Origin of the sequence: Chroococcidiopsis sp. CCNUC1, from assembly GCF_023546805.1 — a bacterium.
Taxonomy (GTDB): Bacteria; Cyanobacteriota; Cyanobacteriia; order Cyanobacteriales; family Chroococcidiopsidaceae; genus Chroococcidiopsis; species Chroococcidiopsis thermalis.
The window spans coordinates 870,564-885,067 of the sequence record NZ_CP097480.1; the positions used below are offsets into that span (position 1 = coordinate 870,564).

12 protein-coding genes are annotated in these 14,504 nt (G+C 44.5%); 5 read left to right on the forward strand and 7 right to left on the reverse strand.

The features are described from left to right. Positions 1-16 precede the first annotated feature (16 nt). On the reverse strand, positions 17-1,162 hold the full coding sequence (gene tal / locus M5J74_RS04040; RefSeq protein WP_015152853.1) for a transaldolase: 1,146 nt from the start codon (positions 1,160-1,162) through the stop codon (positions 17-19). A 154-nt stretch (positions 1,163-1,316) separates the two neighbouring features. After that, the gene (fbp, locus tag M5J74_RS04045) at positions 1,317-2,399 is read right to left on the reverse strand and encodes a class 1 fructose-bisphosphatase (protein ID WP_015152854.1); all 1,083 of its coding nucleotides are present in this window, start codon (positions 2,397-2,399) and stop codon (positions 1,317-1,319) included. Between the two features lie 132 nt (positions 2,400-2,531). On the opposite strand from fbp, the gene M5J74_RS32515 reads away from it, so the two are divergent. Then, positions 2,532-2,663: a hypothetical protein gene (locus M5J74_RS32515; RefSeq protein ID WP_256498666.1), complete on the forward strand. Its 132-nt coding sequence runs from the start codon at positions 2,532-2,534 to the stop codon at positions 2,661-2,663. 176 nt (positions 2,664-2,839) lie between these two features. On the opposite strand, the gene M5J74_RS04050 is transcribed toward M5J74_RS32515, so the two are convergent. The 5 genes from M5J74_RS04050 to M5J74_RS04070 all read right to left on the reverse strand — a co-directional run bounded on the left by M5J74_RS04050 (position 2,840) and on the right by M5J74_RS04070 (position 9,821). Further along, the gene (locus tag M5J74_RS04050) at positions 2,840-3,154 is read right to left on the reverse strand and encodes an RNA-binding protein (protein WP_015152855.1); all 315 of its coding nucleotides are present in this window, start codon (positions 3,152-3,154) and stop codon (positions 2,840-2,842) included. Between the two features lie 488 nt (positions 3,155-3,642). Continuing rightward, positions 3,643-3,861: a hypothetical protein gene (locus tag M5J74_RS04055; RefSeq protein WP_015152856.1), complete on the reverse strand. Its 219-nt coding sequence runs from the start codon at positions 3,859-3,861 to the stop codon at positions 3,643-3,645. 274 nt (positions 3,862-4,135) lie between these two features. Then, positions 4,136-7,669, reverse strand: a complete 3,534-nt coding sequence (nrdJ, locus tag M5J74_RS04060; RefSeq protein ID WP_250015472.1) for a ribonucleoside-triphosphate reductase, adenosylcobalamin-dependent — start codon at positions 7,667-7,669, stop codon at positions 4,136-4,138. Between the two features lie 148 nt (positions 7,670-7,817). Beyond that, on the reverse strand, positions 7,818-9,071 hold the full coding sequence (locus tag M5J74_RS04065; RefSeq protein ID WP_250015473.1) for an FAD-dependent oxidoreductase: 1,254 nt from the start codon (positions 9,069-9,071) through the stop codon (positions 7,818-7,820). 120 nt (positions 9,072-9,191) lie between these two features. Continuing rightward, positions 9,192-9,821: a TetR/AcrR family transcriptional regulator gene (locus M5J74_RS04070; RefSeq protein ID WP_015152859.1), complete on the reverse strand. Its 630-nt coding sequence runs from the start codon at positions 9,819-9,821 to the stop codon at positions 9,192-9,194. A 273-nt stretch (positions 9,822-10,094) separates the two neighbouring features. On the opposite strand from M5J74_RS04070, the gene M5J74_RS04075 reads away from it, so the two are divergent. The 4 genes from M5J74_RS04075 (at position 10,095) to M5J74_RS04090 (ending at position 14,472) form a co-directional block, all read left to right on the forward strand. After that, a complete protein-coding gene (locus tag M5J74_RS04075; protein WP_250015474.1) occupies positions 10,095-10,493 on the forward strand; it encodes a hypothetical protein in 399 nt (132 codons plus the stop codon). Positions 10,494-10,534: 41 nt separating this feature from the next. Beyond that, the gene (locus tag M5J74_RS04080; protein ID WP_250015476.1) at positions 10,535-10,960 is read left to right on the forward strand and encodes a VCBS repeat-containing protein; all 426 of its coding nucleotides are present in this window, start codon (positions 10,535-10,537) and stop codon (positions 10,958-10,960) included. A gap of 183 nt (positions 10,961-11,143) precedes the next feature. Continuing rightward, on the forward strand, positions 11,144-13,888 hold the full coding sequence (locus tag M5J74_RS04085; RefSeq protein WP_250015484.1) for a valine--tRNA ligase: 2,745 nt from the start codon (positions 11,144-11,146) through the stop codon (positions 13,886-13,888). A gap of 131 nt (positions 13,889-14,019) precedes the next feature. Beyond that, positions 14,020-14,472: a hypothetical protein gene (locus M5J74_RS04090; protein WP_250015486.1), complete on the forward strand. Its 453-nt coding sequence runs from the start codon at positions 14,020-14,022 to the stop codon at positions 14,470-14,472. Positions 14,473-14,504 lie beyond the last annotated feature (32 nt).

Sequence of the window (14,504 nt, forward strand, 5' to 3'; positions counted from 1 at the left end):
TCGCTCCTCGCTCCTCCTATACAGGTGACAGCTTAGCAACCTTCTCTTCCAAAGACTGCATCAGCGATTCAAAGGGTTTAATGAATTTGTCGATCCCTTCCACGAGTAATTCGTCCATCACTTGGTCGATATCGATCGCCACATCTGGATCTTTTAAGTTTTCAATTAACTTGTATGCTTCCTCGACATTTGACTCGACGCGATTTGCTACGTCGCAGTGGTCGGCACACGCATCAATCGTATTGGGTGGTAATGTATTGACTGTTTCAGGACCGATCAATTCGTCAACGTACATGACATCGCTGTAGTTAGGGTCTTTGGTACTGGTGCTAGCCCACAGCAATCTCTGAACGTTTGCGCCTTTGGCTGCTAATGCTTGCCAGCGATCGCTTTGAATAATTTTCTTGTATTCTTGATAAGCAATCTTAGCGTTGGCGATCGCGACTTTCCCTTTCACGGCTCTTAATTTTGCTTCTTTCTCAATCCGGTCTACGCCTGCTTTGAGGGCATCATCAATTTTCCCGTCAATATTAGAATCGATCCGCGACAGGAAGAAGCTAGCCACAGAAGAAATCTTACTAATATCCTTTCCTTCTGCCGCGCGTTTTTCTAAACCGCGAATATATGCCCAGGCTGTTTCGATGTAACTTTGAACTGAGAACAACAGCGTTACGTTGACATTAATCCCCTCAGAAATGACCTGTTCTACCGCTGGTAAACCTGCATCAGTCCCAGGAATCTTAATCATTACGTTATCCCGCCCGATCTCTTGATAGTAACGACGGGCTTCATTAATTGTCGCCTGGGTATCGTGGGCGATCGTGGGAGGAACTTCAATGCTGACATATCCATCTAGTCCGCCGGAAGCGTCATATACAGGACGCAAGATATCGCAAGCATCGCGGATATCTTTAAAGACTAGGGATTCATAAATTTTGTAAGTTGGCAACCCCGCCCGAATCCCTGCTTCGATGTCAGCATCGTAGATCGCATTACCCGCGATCGCTTTTTCAAAAATCGCTGGGTTAGAGGTGATCCCGCAAATACCTTGATTCTCAACTAAATTCTTCAGCTCTCCAGACTGAACTAAGTCACGGGTCAAATTATCCATCCAAATGCTTTGACCGTATTCTTTGATCTCTAGTAAATGATTTGTTGCCATAATATTTGTATTTCTCAACTCTTCATTGGTTTGCTAGATGGGGAGCGAGGAGCGAGAGATAAGAGAGCGGGTGATGGGTGGCTGGAATGTCTCCTTGTCTCCCTTGTCTTCCTTGTCCTTTCCCTAACCCCTAGCCCCTAACTCCTCATCCCTCTCATTGTGGTATGCGTGCCTGCGCCCGAATATTCTTTTCCTCTTGGGCTTGGGCGTGTCGCTGAATAAAGGACTCAACTAATGCCACGTCATCTTTACTACCAATAATCAACGGAGTGCGTTGATGCAGTTTTTCTGGCACGACATCCATGATGTCTTGGGTTCCCGTAATTGCTCTGCCTCCTGCTTGCTCGACCAAAAATGCTAAGGGAGCAGATTCATACAGTAGGCGAATTTTACCTTCTGGTTTTTTCACCGTGCCAGGGTAAAGGAACACGCCACCTTGCACTAAAATCCGATGAATGTCACCTACCATAGCTCCACTGTAGCGTGCGGTATAGCCTTCTGTGCGGTGGACGTAACGAATGTATTCTCGGATCGATTCGTCCCATTGCCAGAAGTTGCCTTCGTTGACGCTGTAGACCGAGCCGTGTTGCGGCAGTTGAATATTTTCTTCTGAAAGTATGAATTCTCCGAGGCTGGGATCGAGGGTAAAAGAATGTACGCCCTTGCCGATGGAATACACCAAGATGGTGCTAGGACCGTAGAGGATATATCCTGCCGCAATTTGTTTGCTTCCCAATTGCAGTAAGTCTTTTGCCTCTCCATCTAGATCGTTGCCTTCCTGCTGTCGGATGGCGAAGATCGATCCCAGACTCATATTAATATCTGTATTGGATGAACCATCGATTGGGTCGTAAAGCAAGGTATAACGACCAATCGGACAGTTTTCAGGAATGTAATATGGCTTTTCCATTTCCTCGGAAGCCAAGCGACAGACTAAACCACTCTGCTTGAAAACCGAGATAAAGACATCGTTGGCGTAGACATCCAACTTTTTGACTGATTCCCCCTGTACGTTCACGTCTCCGGTAAATCCCAGTACGCCTTCCATCAATCCCGCACGACTGAGGTGACGCGAGATTAACTTGCCAGCGAGGGCAATGCGACTCATTAAGGCGCTCAGATCTTGGGCATCAGCAGAAAAACTTTGCAACTGTTGTAGGACGTGTCGAGACAGTGTTGTACAATCCCGACCGAGTGCAGATTCGTAATCTATTGAGTGTTGGACAGCTTCAGCCATAACGATCGCTCTCTCTGTAGATGAGGGCATGTTGCAAGATTTACCAATAAGGCAGCACCCTGCACTACTATCTTAGGAACTGAATCTAATAGTGGAATCTGACTTTAGATAAACTATAGAAATCACTGCACCTTGCCATGCGCGATCGCCACAATCGTGTTGCTGAGCGATTACGAAATACTGCGATCGCAGCTCGATCTTCAGAGTCTTATTCTCAAACAATGCCGTCAAGCCATCAGTCTAGTTCTTGCCAAGAGCGATTGACAACATGCATTGAACTGATGACAAGAATTAGATCGAGCCAACTGCGATCGACAAAGCACCGACCAGCAATTATCAGTGTCAGATACTTAACTGGTCAGTGAAAGGGTTGACCCAAATTCAGATTTAAACTATTAATCTTGTTCCGAGTAGTTTCCTACAGAGCGGGGTGATTGTCACTACTCCTGACCAAATCTTGCCCTCACTCCGGCTCCGTTACGCCGATATCCACCGCCGCCACCGCCATTTTCTTCGCGGGGTTTAGCTTTATTGACTCGCAGCTGTCTTCCCATCCATTCTGCACCATCTAATTCAGCAATCGCTGATTCTTCTTGGGCATCCTCGTCCATGTCAACGAAAGCAAATCCGCGCATTCTGCCAGTTTCCCGATCCATCGGTAGGACAATGCGCTTGATCGCGCCATACTCTGCGAATACAGTTCTCAGGTCTTCTTCCGTAGCGCGGTAAGAAAGGTTTCCAACGTAGATAGTCATAATCGGTCGCGTAAGTCTGAACAGAGAGTCAAGTTCAGTCGGGAAATCGAACCTAAAAATTTGCAGTTTCGGCAAACACCAGATTTCAAATTTATCAGTAATCTAGCTTTCAAGATAGACAACCCCAGTCGGTAGCAGCTTCTCAAATTTAACCAGTTACAGGACTGAACTCACACTTACGCATATCATATCGTATGGTTTGTTTATCAAAGGTCTTCTGTATTACAAATACTGCCTAAAAAATTTCTGATAGTTATCATTTAATCTGTTAACTGTTAACAGTTAACAATCACCACTAGACCTCCTGCATGAATCAAAAAATCATGGATGTCATTCTGTTGGCGAAGCCTTCCCGAAGGGTACGCAACGCAGTGTAGTGAAGAATCTCCCAGATGTTTCGCTTCGCGTGTGGATGACAATTCAAGTATTCACGCAGGAGGTCTACTGTAGAGACGCGAAAGATCGCGCCTCTACGTAACTCTCTACCTCTAGTCGATAGAAATGCTTTGGGGACCGCTAGTTTTGCCGTTGCGATCGCCAGATGTGGAAGAATTGTAGCTGGAAGAATCAGACTGGCGATCGAGCCAACTTTTGACTGGATCGTCAGCTAGGCTGAGGCGCAGTACCCCAGAGACAAATCCTCCTAAAAAAGAAACTGGGTGCTGTACCAATTCCTTAAAAATAGGTGCTAGTTCGTCTACAAACATATTTGAATTTCCTCTATGCGTGGCTGCATCTGTACTGTTTGAAATTCTAGCTCTTTATAGAATTGGGAGTCGGGGAGAAGAGAGCTGAGAGAGCTGAGGGAGAGTCGTGGAGTTGGGGGAGAAAGAAAATTCAAAATTCAAAATTTTCCTACACCCCACACTCTACACCCTTTCTTCACTGTCAACTGTCTTCACGTAGCTTGCTTCTCTGCAGGAGTAGTGTAGCGCAGCGTTTACCGTTAACCATCAACTACCAACTACCAATTACCAATCCCTACTTACCTTCTACTTGAGGAAAGAGGCATTTATCTGAATCGCACCCTGCTGGACCTGCTTCATCTAACTCTTGAGCATCATAGCGGCTGAGGGCAGTATAAAAATCATGCACTTGCCGTCGGGAATGCACTTGTTGCATTAATTCTTCGTACTTAGCCTTGGTTATCGGTTCAAATGGCAAGCGGGGAAAAGTTTGTAAGTCGTCAAATCTAGCTAGTAAGGCAGCACTAATATAGCCTTCATCGTTTTGAATGGCTTCATAAATCCGCGTCCCTAATGCTTCTACCTCGTTTTCTCGTAACTCAATTGTTGCGGACGTATTATGAGTGACATAGTATTTCTGCACTTGCATGTAGAAATCCATCTGGGCTGGAGCGCTAAATTTGCTAATTTCAATTTCATCAGCACCAGGTAAATCTGCCCAAGGCACGGCGACAGGAATTTCTACCAACCACTCCATACAACGAGGATCGAAGGGATCGTTCAACAAATTGCCATTTTCATCTTTGTCCGATTGGGAAGGAATGACAGCATAACCATAATCAATGCAAGCTAGTGCCACTGGATCGTTTTTGCGGAAGGTAATCCGACGAATAAAACGTTGGGCTTTAGGGGGATGCCAGCCAGGAGACGCGCCAGTCAGTAGAGATTTAGTCCCGCTAGGTTGGACTGTGGTACAACGATTAGGGCGTTTAATGTGATGGCGATCGCAATACTCCCATACAACGCGAAACACGATATCGCGCCAACGGCTGAGATACTCCCGTTCTTTGGTTCTAAAATACTCACCTAAATTCTCAATTCCGAATTCTGCCGGTCTTCCTTGTTCCCACCACCGCAACCAATCTACGCCAAAAGCGCGGACGAAGAAATCGAATAGTCCCGTGAAAGAAACACCCACAATTGGGTCTAATTCCCGACTGAATTGATAGCGGGGTTCGAGAAATTTGTGGTTCAACAAAGAAGCGACAGATAATGCCCCTGCCGTAAAAGCTTCTTCTTGTTCTTTGTCATTTTTGGGTTCGATTTGATTTAAATGAACTTCCGATAAGTTGCAGTGGAAATCAGCACCGTGGATCTCGCCGCATGGATTCAAACCATATCTTGAAAGCCTATGTTCTAGTTCTGAAGCTATTATTTCAGGATGGCGATCGCGCAACCAATTTTGAGCTTGTTCTTTTGAGTTTGTGTATGTTTTGATAAATTCTTGTTTTAGCTCTTGGCTAGTCAAAATATCTGCATTACTACGGGCGATCGCTTCTGGCGCATATTGAATCGCTCCTTCACCAGAATAATATTGACTGCGAACGGCGTTAATACATTCTTCTAAAGTTGGTTTTTGATGAAATACGCGGGTATGATTTGCCATTCTCAACGCATCGCGTTCGGGATCGATCCGCCAATTACCATTTTCATCTTGTTGCCAAAGGTTATTTTTAGCATTAGCAAATAATTCATCATTGCTAGTACCTTGGCGCATCCCTGCACTATTGTGAGTTAGGTAGCCATCACAATAAAAACAGTGAGCTTCTTCTACTTCGATATCGTAGGTTTGCACGCAGTCGTAGCTTCCCAAAGCATTTACTGTAACTGGAATATCGAGACAAATATCTGATTCAGCAACGTAGCGTTCGTAATTAGCATCCACATCGCGAGAACCTTGAAATCCCATGCCTCGCATCTCACTATAGCTATATACCTCACGCATTAGCGAACCAGGTATAGTAAATCCATACATCTTCAGTCCTTGGCGTAATTCACCTTTGACTGAATGCAGTGCAATTAAGGCATTATATTGATTTTTTAAAGCAGGTATTGTGACATTGTATTTTACTTGCCAATTTTCTATTTGCGGACGAGTTAGCTTTACTCTTCCAGCAATTCCCAAACTGGAAAGAACAGCAGCTACTTGTCTAGCAAATGAGCGATAAACTGTTGTCACTAAATGAGGTGGTCTATTATTAATTGCACCATCACTGTCCATTAAACCTGCTAGATAAGCAGCTCTGATGTCAACCGAACCTTGCAAAATAAAATCAGGAATTTCTATCGCTTTATTCGGTTGTTTGATGTATTTATGGAAATATTCAGCTAAGCGAATAGAAGTGACACGCGATCGCAGTGTATTTTCATTTGAGAGCAGTACATGCGTTACCTTGAGTCCAAATAAAGCTAGAGCGCGATCGATCTTATCGTGAATTTTGGCAGCGAGTTTTTCATCTAAGCTGCTACAAGCCCAAGAAATTGCTCCATAAGGTTTTCCATGCTTATTTCTACCTAAACTAACATATCCATCACCATGAGTCAGACCAATTAGCCATGCCACGTCAGGAGTTAATTCGGGAATACTAATTGGGCTAGCATTTCTACTTTGAATCGGTCGTTTTGTAGTAAAATCTTGTGGCAATTGAGTCACAGTACCAGGAAGAACCTGAGCATTGTGCATGAGGCGATCGCCTTCTACTAAATCTCCAATTCGCTGCCAATTAATCTTACCTTTAGCATCAGCTAAAACGGCAATACGATGATTTAAAGTAGCGCGGGGAAAAGTACCATTTGTCTCAATTTCGTAGACTTCTTGAACGCCTTGGTCAAATTTATCAATCACATGTCGAAAACCAAGTGGAGTTTGTACCAAATCTCCAATTTGGATATCTCGAATTGGTATAAGTCCTTTTGATGTATGTACTAAAGCATCTTCAGGTAAACAGCGGCGAACATTGCCTGCGACAACTACAACAGCAGCTTCATCTATTAATAAACAACACTCAACTGAATTCAGTTTTCTGCCTACAGCTTTATTTAAAATTGCCGCACAGCGTTGATACAATTCTGGCAATTTAATCGGGTTAGCAACGCCGCCAAAGCCTTTTAAAATTTCCCCTGCGGGACGGATGTTACTTAAATTGACGCTAACATGTACGATACCCGAAAAGGCATCGTTAGTTGATAGTTCTAACAAAGTTTGATAGGACTTAACCCAACCTCGACGGCTATCACCCACAAGAATATTGACGATATTCCCTTCGATTTGTACTTCTGTCTCTTCTCTCCGTTCTGAAGCGGGATTTGTGCCAATTTCTCCTTCTACAGTGACGTGGAGGCGGTTGCGAATTACAGGCAATTGGTTAATGTACTGGGGTTCGAGGATTGCACCCGTACCGCAGCCCATCATTGCCAAGTCCATCATCAAGCCAAAAGCCCGCCAGTCTACCACGTTGGTAGAAGTACAGTTATAAGCGCCAGAAAAGTTTTCTGGGCGAGAAATCCATTCCGTACCTCCTACCCACAGCCAGCGTCCGCTTGGGAGAGATTTCATCTCCTTTTGCATTTTTTCGAGAATAGCGGCTTCTGCTGGGGTGAGTTTACCCAATTCCACTAGCCCGCGCAGGGTGCGATCGCATACTTGTTCCCAAGTCTCGCGCCCACCTCCTATCCGCCGACTATACGTTCTGAAGAAGACTGGATTTGCAGCTGGGGCAGTTTCGGGAAACTGGGTGGTTTGGGTTAAGCGCTGTAGCTCTCGCACCATAGTAGAGTCGTGATAAAAAAAGGTTTTGCTGAAGAAAAAGCCCTGGATGTTCAAGGCAATAGATTAAGACTATACGCGATTTACATATAGTGGTAAAGATTGAAAAATTACTCAATCTGCGCTAGCTCTAGGGCAAGAATAAGAAAAGTTAAGTTTTTACATGCACGGGTACTAACCCAAAGGCAATGAACCGCGCTAGCAAGTCACGTAGAATAGACAGCCGTAACAAACTTGGCACTTGGAACTTTTGCCCTGGATTGAGGGCTTTAGCAAGAATTTGCTTTTGGATTAAAGACTGAAACACTTGGATACATCGCGTGGGTAACTCACGACGACGCTGAACTTTGGCTAAGTCCTGTAGCTGCAATCTACCAGTTCTTAGTGGTTCGCTCAGCAGGTTTGCCGCGACTACGGCATCTTGAATCGCATAGTTGATCCCTACTCCACCAACGGGTGACATGACATGAGCAGCGTCACCAATTAATAGTAAGCCAGAACTATACCATTGCGGTAGGCGGTTCGACTCAACCGAGAGAAATGCTACTTGCGACCACTCTTTGAGTAATTCCACGCGATCGCTAAATTCCGGCACTACCTCAACAATAGACTTTCTCAACGCCTCCAATCCCGCCGCCCGCAAATCTTGGTAGCCACCTTTAGGAATGACATAGGCAATCTGCCAGGAATCATCGCGATCGATCGTTACTAAAATATGACCGCTACCGATACGACCATTCAACCCTTCTGGTTCATCCGGTCGGCGCGGAAGACGAAACCACAGCACGTCCATAGGTGGCGAGGTCTCAATTGGCTTAAATCCAGCTAGTTGACGTAGGCGGGAATGACGACCATCTGCACCAACTGTAAGCTGCGCCCTGACTTCATGCCAACCGCCATGTCCGCGATAGCGCACGCCTCGGACTCCTCCATCTGCCACAATTAATTCTTGTACGTTTGCGCCCAACACGAGTTGAAAGTTGGGATACTGTTTTGCCTCCTCGGTGATAAATTCCAAAAATTTTACTTGGGGCATCACTGTGATGTACGGATAGCGTGTTTTCAAGTGACTGAAATCAGCTATTGGGAAAGTTTTCCCATCTGTGCGAATACTCAGCTGGCGTAGTTTGGTGTGGCGCAGCTCAAGCAAGCGATCTGCTAAGCCTAATTCTGCCAAGATCTCCATCACAGACGGGTGAATGGTATCACCCCGAAAGTCGCGATCGAAATCTTTGTGTGCTTCCAGCAGCATCACAGGTATACCTTGACGTGTCAACAGCAGCGCCAATACTGCTCCTGCCGGACCACTGCCCACAATACAGCAGGTTGTCGTTTGTCGGTCTAAAATGTCATGCTGCGGGGATACAGCATCAGTTGGCGATTTGGGAGTTATATCGTTCGTCATCTCAAAAACTCCTTAAAATTTTCAAAATCATTGGACTTGTTTTTGATTGATTGGTTAATCAAAAAGACCCGAAAAAATGTCCTAAAGCTGAATTGCGTGAATTATTCCTACCCCGTATTCCTACTCATCTATGGGAACAACTAATGTCCCTTGTAAGAAAACTTTGACCGCAGTTTCTACCATCACTTCTGCACTAAGCTGCTGTGCGTCGGGTTGCATGAAGACCTCCCGCGTTAGTAAATATGCCACAAAAGAACCAGCGAAACAGCGTGCTGCTGCGTTTGGATTCATCGGTTTGAGTACGCCAGCAGCCATCTGTTGTTCTAAATAACCAGACAAGAAAGCCACCGAACGACTAGGACCAATTCGATTTACTATTTCTGCAACGTGCGGCTGCCGAATTGCTTCTCCCATGATGAGTTTGAATAGAGCCAGCGATGTAGGATTTTCAGCCATTCTGAGAAAAGCATGACCGAACAGAGTTAACACATCCTCTATTGGTTTGGTCATTAACTCATCGCTATGGCTCAGTAGTTGCAGTAAAGGTAAGCGTTGTTCGATAACTTGCTCAAACAGATCGCTTTTATCCTTGAAATAGTGATAAATCAACCCAGGGGAACCAATACCGGATGCAGCAGCAATATCTTTATTAGTTGCTTTCTCAAAGCCTTTGCTAGCAAAAACTTGTAAAGCACCATCAATAATTTGCTGTCGCTTATCCTCAAAATCGCGATCGTCGCGTGGGGGCATTGTTCCGTCCTAAGTAAGTCAAAAGTTAAAAGTCAAAAGTCAAAATATTGAAACTCTATTTTCAGAATAACATTGATTGACTAATCAATCAAAAAATTGACATGATTTTACAAAAAAGTATAAATTCATACAAATAATCGTGGTTTTGAGTCAGTGCGATCGCGGCAGGTAATATATGGTACTTGTAGGCGATCGCTCTTGCTTGCAGTTACTAAGTATCTACCTTTAGTCTTTTTCCTCAATTTTCAATAAAGAATTACGATGTTAAAAATTATGCCAAATAGACAAAGAGATTGGTCGAGCTATAAGGCAGTTAGAACGATGCCAATATTTTGCCTAGTTTTTTTAGGATCGTGTAGCGATCGCAAACCTGATGTATCGATCTCTAGCCAGTCTTCCCAGCAACAGACATCTACTTCATTGCTAAAAACTACCTATCCTAAATCGTATCCACTGAAACTACAAACAATAGGTGAATTTCATGGAAATGAAGTTCAAGCAAAATCGGGAGAACAATGGCTGGGACTGTTTGCTACACCAAAAGGTTTTGAGTTATTACCAACAAAGATTATGGTGAATACCGTTCGCGATTACGTTATCGACTTAGATGAAACGAAAAAAAAACTGGAAAAAAAGTTATCACCAACCAAAAAAGTCAACCTATTTTTTTAGTTAAAGGTACAGCTTATCTCAAGCCAGGGATAGTTAAAACTGTGTTTTCAGAGCAGCAGTATTTGACTCCTAACAAAGTTCTCAATCTGAGTTTGAATAGCGCAATAGATAGTGACTATCAGATAGCAATTGAAGATAAACAAAATCTCGAAAATAAAGAATTTTCATTTGAACGTCAGAGTAACACTAAAACTAGGAAATATATTTTTTCGGTTTCTGATAATTCTTCTATTAATCAAAATTTACAAGAATTTAAACATCATTATAGTAATAACGAACTACCCAGCGATCGCAAACCTCCCTCAGTTTTTTGGGCAGGCGATTTAGATAGGGATGGAAAACTCGACTTACTTATCGAGTCGGCAAGTCATGCTAATGTCTCCAGTCTCACATTATTTTTATCTTCACCTGCAAAAGAGAATAAATTATTAGAACCAGTAGCTCAATTTGTGACTCAAGGATGTTAGCGATCGATAGCAATAGATAATTAGAGCGATCGTTCTCCTCGCAGACATTAAAATTTAGAAAGGCTAAGAATCAGCTGTATTCACCAAAGACGAATGACGAATGACGAATCACAGTACTTGTTCTACCTCCACCTTGCGCTATGGCAAAATATTAAATAATTCACTGCATTCCGTCTTCCCGACATGACAGCAACCATTCCTAACCTGCCTAGCCTCTACGACCCCTTCACCACTGAAGCCAAGTGGCAAAAGTTTTGGGAAGACAACCAAGTGTATAAAGCAGACCCCCAGCGCGGCGGGGAACCCTACTGCATCGTCATTCCTCCTCCAAACGTGACTGGTAGCCTCCACATGGGTCACGCCTTCGATAACACGCTGATAGATTCCCTGATCCGCTACCATCGCATGAAGGGATACAATGCCCTATATCTCCCTGGAACCGACCACGCCAGTATTGCAGTTCACACAATTTTGGAAAAGCAACTGCAAGCAGAAGGCAAAACCCGCTACGAACTCGGACGGGAGAAATTTCTCGAACGCGCTTGGCAGTGGAAAGACTCATCTAAGGGTACAATTGTCGGTCAACTGCGCCGCTTGGGAGTTTCCGTAGATTGGTCGCGGGAACGCTTCACGATGGATGAAGGCTTAAACAAAGCAGTTATAGAAGAGTTTGTCCGATTTCACGAAGAAGGACTAATTTATCGCAGCAAATATTTAGTAAACTGGTGTCCCGCCACTCAGTCAGCAGTATCCGATTTAGAAGTAGAAAATAAAGAAGTCAACGGGCATTTATGGCACTTCCGCTATCCATTAACTGATGGATCTGGATCTGTAGAAGTAGCAACAACGCGACCGGAGACAATGTTAGGCGATACGGCTGTCGCGGTAAATCCAAATGACGATCGCTACAAACATTTAATTGGTAAAACCCTAACTTTACCAATTATGCAACGAGAAATTCCGGTAATTGGTGATGAATTTGTCGATCCTGAATTTGGAACGGGTTGCGTTAAAGTGACTCCCGCCCACGACCCGAACGATTTTGAGATGGGTCAGCGTCACGATCTGCCGTTTATTAATATTATGAATAAAGACGGTACGCTGAATGAAAATGCGGGAGATTTTCAAGGACAAGATCGATTTGTTGCCCGTAAAAATGTTGTCAAACGGTTAGAAGCCGATGGATTTCTCGTCAAAGTAGAAGAATACAAACATGCTGTACCGTATAGCGATCGCGGTAAGGTTCCGATTGAACCCCTACTTTCAACGCAGTGGTTCGTCAAAATTCGTCCTTTAGCCGATCGCACTCTATCATTTCTAGACGAGCAAAATTCGCCTCAGTTCGTTCCCCAACGTTGGACGAAGGTTTATCGCGACTGGCTAGTTAAACTCAGAGATTGGTGTATTTCGCGTCAACTGTGGTGGGGACATCAAATTCCGGCTTGGTATGCTGTCAGCGAGACAGGTGGAGAAATTACTGACAATACGCCGTTCGTTGTCGCACGAAGCGAAGCAGAAGCACGGGAAAAAGCTAGCGCACAGTTTGGTGCAGATGTCAAGCTGGAACAAGACCCAGACGTATTAGATACGTGGTTTTCTTCGGGATTATGGCCCTTTTCTACTTTAGGCTGGCCCGATCGCACTGAGGACTTAGAATTTTACTATCCTACCGCTACCCTAGTCACGGGATTTGACATTATCTTCTTTTGGGTGGCAAGAATGACTATGCTAGGGGGGCATTTTACCGGACAGATGCCGTTCAAGGATGTTTACATCCACGGGTTGGTATTGGATGAAAATGGTAAGAAAATGTCCAAGTCAGCGGGAAATGGGATCGATCCGCTGTTACTAATGGATAAATATGGGACAGATGCCTTACGCTACACCTTGGTGAAAGAAGTTGTCGGCGCGGGACAAGATATTCGGTTGGATTACAATCGTCAAAAAGATGAATCGGCTTCTGTGGAAGCTTCCCGCAACTTTGCCAATAAATTGTGGAACGCCGCCCGATTTGTAATGATGAATTTGGATGGCAAAACCCCGCAACAATTAGGTGTAGAGGCGTTGCACGCAACGTCTCTACAATTGTCCGATCGCTGGATTCTCTCTCGCTACCACCAGGTGGTCAAACAATCTACAGATTACATTGATAATTACGGATTGGGAGAAGCGGCAAAAGGTTTATATGAATTCATCTGGGGCGATTTCTGCGACTGGTATATCGAATTAGTCAAATCGCGGCTATTTCAGAAAGATGCCGAGGGCGCAGCGTCGCGGCTGGTAGCACAACAAACTCTTGCCTACGTTTTAGAAGGTATACTCAAACTCCTGCATCCCTTTATGCCTCATATTACTGAGGAAATTTGGCACACGCTGACGCAATCAGAAGAGGGGCAGAGTATATCCGTACAACCATATCCAGAATCAGATGCGACTCTAATTGACTCAGAATTAGAGCAGCAATTTGAATTGTTAATTGAGGCAATTCGTACCCTGCGCAACCTACGGGCGGAAGCAGGAATTAAGCCAGGGGTAAAGGTAAAAGCGGTAATGCAAAGTGAAAGCGATCGCGAACGCCAAATTTTGACAAGTAGTGAATTGTATATTCAAGACCTTGCCAAAGTCGAGTCACTGACGATAACTTCAGCTTTAGAAACAGCATTAGAACCTGCGATCGCCGATGTTGTCGGTACGGTACAAGTCCTAATTCCTTTGGCGGGAGTTGTTGATGTTGTCGTACTCAAAGCTAAGCTAGAAAAAAGCCTTAGTAAAGCCCAAGCTGAAGCTAAATCTCTCTCGGCGCGACTATCTAACCCTACCTTTGTTGATAAAGCCCCTGCTGATGTCGTCCAAGGCGCTAAGGATGCTTTAGCCGAAGCAGAAAAACAGATTGAAATTCTCCAAGCCCGATTGCGTTTGTTGAAATAGAGACAAGGGGGACAAGGAGGACAAGGGGGACAAGGGAGACAAGGAGCAACTACCAATTACCAACTACCAACCACCGACATCCCACACCCCATACCCCACACCCTTTCTTCACTCACCACTCACCACTCACGATGTTCTACCTCGCTCAAATTATCAAGTACGGTATCTCTGGTAAGTTAGGCTTAAAATTGCTGGCAAGTCAGGAAGCAGAACATACTTGGGTATTGGTAAGCGATCGCAGCGCTATTCTCGATGTGGAAACTACGATTGGCGATCGCTGTCCTTTTACCCTGGCTGAGGGTTTGTTGGTATTAGCAGAACTCTCGCCTGATTGCTGCCAAGTTTACAGCCTTCACAATGCTACGGATTGGGTGATTGAATTAGTCCAAACCTATCTCACTAGTGGCATTACTCCATTATTTTTGCAACAAGAAATGGAACGGGCAGAAAAATGGCGACAAACCCTAACTTTACAGACGCAAGAGTTATCTCGACGGGCGTTAGAAGTGGAAGCTAGACGAGAACAAATTCAGGCTTTGGAAACGAATGTGAGGCGAGAACAAGAGGAAGATGAACCTGGGTAAGTCGTAAGTCGTAAGTCATAAGGTGGGCAATG

Excerpts from the sequence above, each read along its gene's own strand:
- M5J74_RS04090 (WP_250015486.1), top strand. The coding sequence starts at position 14,020 with ATGTTCTACCTCGCTCAAATTATCAAGTACGGTATCTCTGGTAAGTTA.
- M5J74_RS04075 (WP_250015474.1), top strand. The coding sequence starts at position 10,095 with ATGCCAAATAGACAAAGAGATTGGTCGAGCTATAAGGCAGTTAGAACG.
- M5J74_RS04085 (WP_250015484.1), top strand. The coding sequence starts at position 11,144 with ATGACAGCAACCATTCCTAACCTGCCTAGCCTCTACGACCCCTTCACC.
- M5J74_RS04050 (WP_015152855.1), bottom strand. The coding sequence starts at position 3,154 with ATGACTATCTACGTTGGAAACCTTTCTTACCGCGCTACGGAAGAAGAC.
- fbp (WP_015152854.1), bottom strand. The coding sequence starts at position 2,399 with ATGGCTGAAGCTGTCCAACACTCAATAGATTACGAATCTGCACTCGGT.
- nrdJ (WP_250015472.1), bottom strand. The coding sequence starts at position 7,669 with ATGGTGCGAGAGCTACAGCGCTTAACCCAAACCACCCAGTTTCCCGAA.
- M5J74_RS04055 (WP_015152856.1), bottom strand. The coding sequence starts at position 3,861 with ATGTTTGTAGACGAACTAGCACCTATTTTTAAGGAATTGGTACAGCAC.
- tal (WP_015152853.1), bottom strand. The coding sequence starts at position 1,162 with ATGGCAACAAATCATTTACTAGAGATCAAAGAATACGGTCAAAGCATT.
- M5J74_RS04070 (WP_015152859.1), bottom strand. The coding sequence starts at position 9,821 with ATGCCCCCACGCGACGATCGCGATTTTGAGGATAAGCGACAGCAAATT.
- M5J74_RS04065 (WP_250015473.1), bottom strand. The coding sequence starts at position 9,071 with ATGACGAACGATATAACTCCCAAATCGCCAACTGATGCTGTATCCCCG.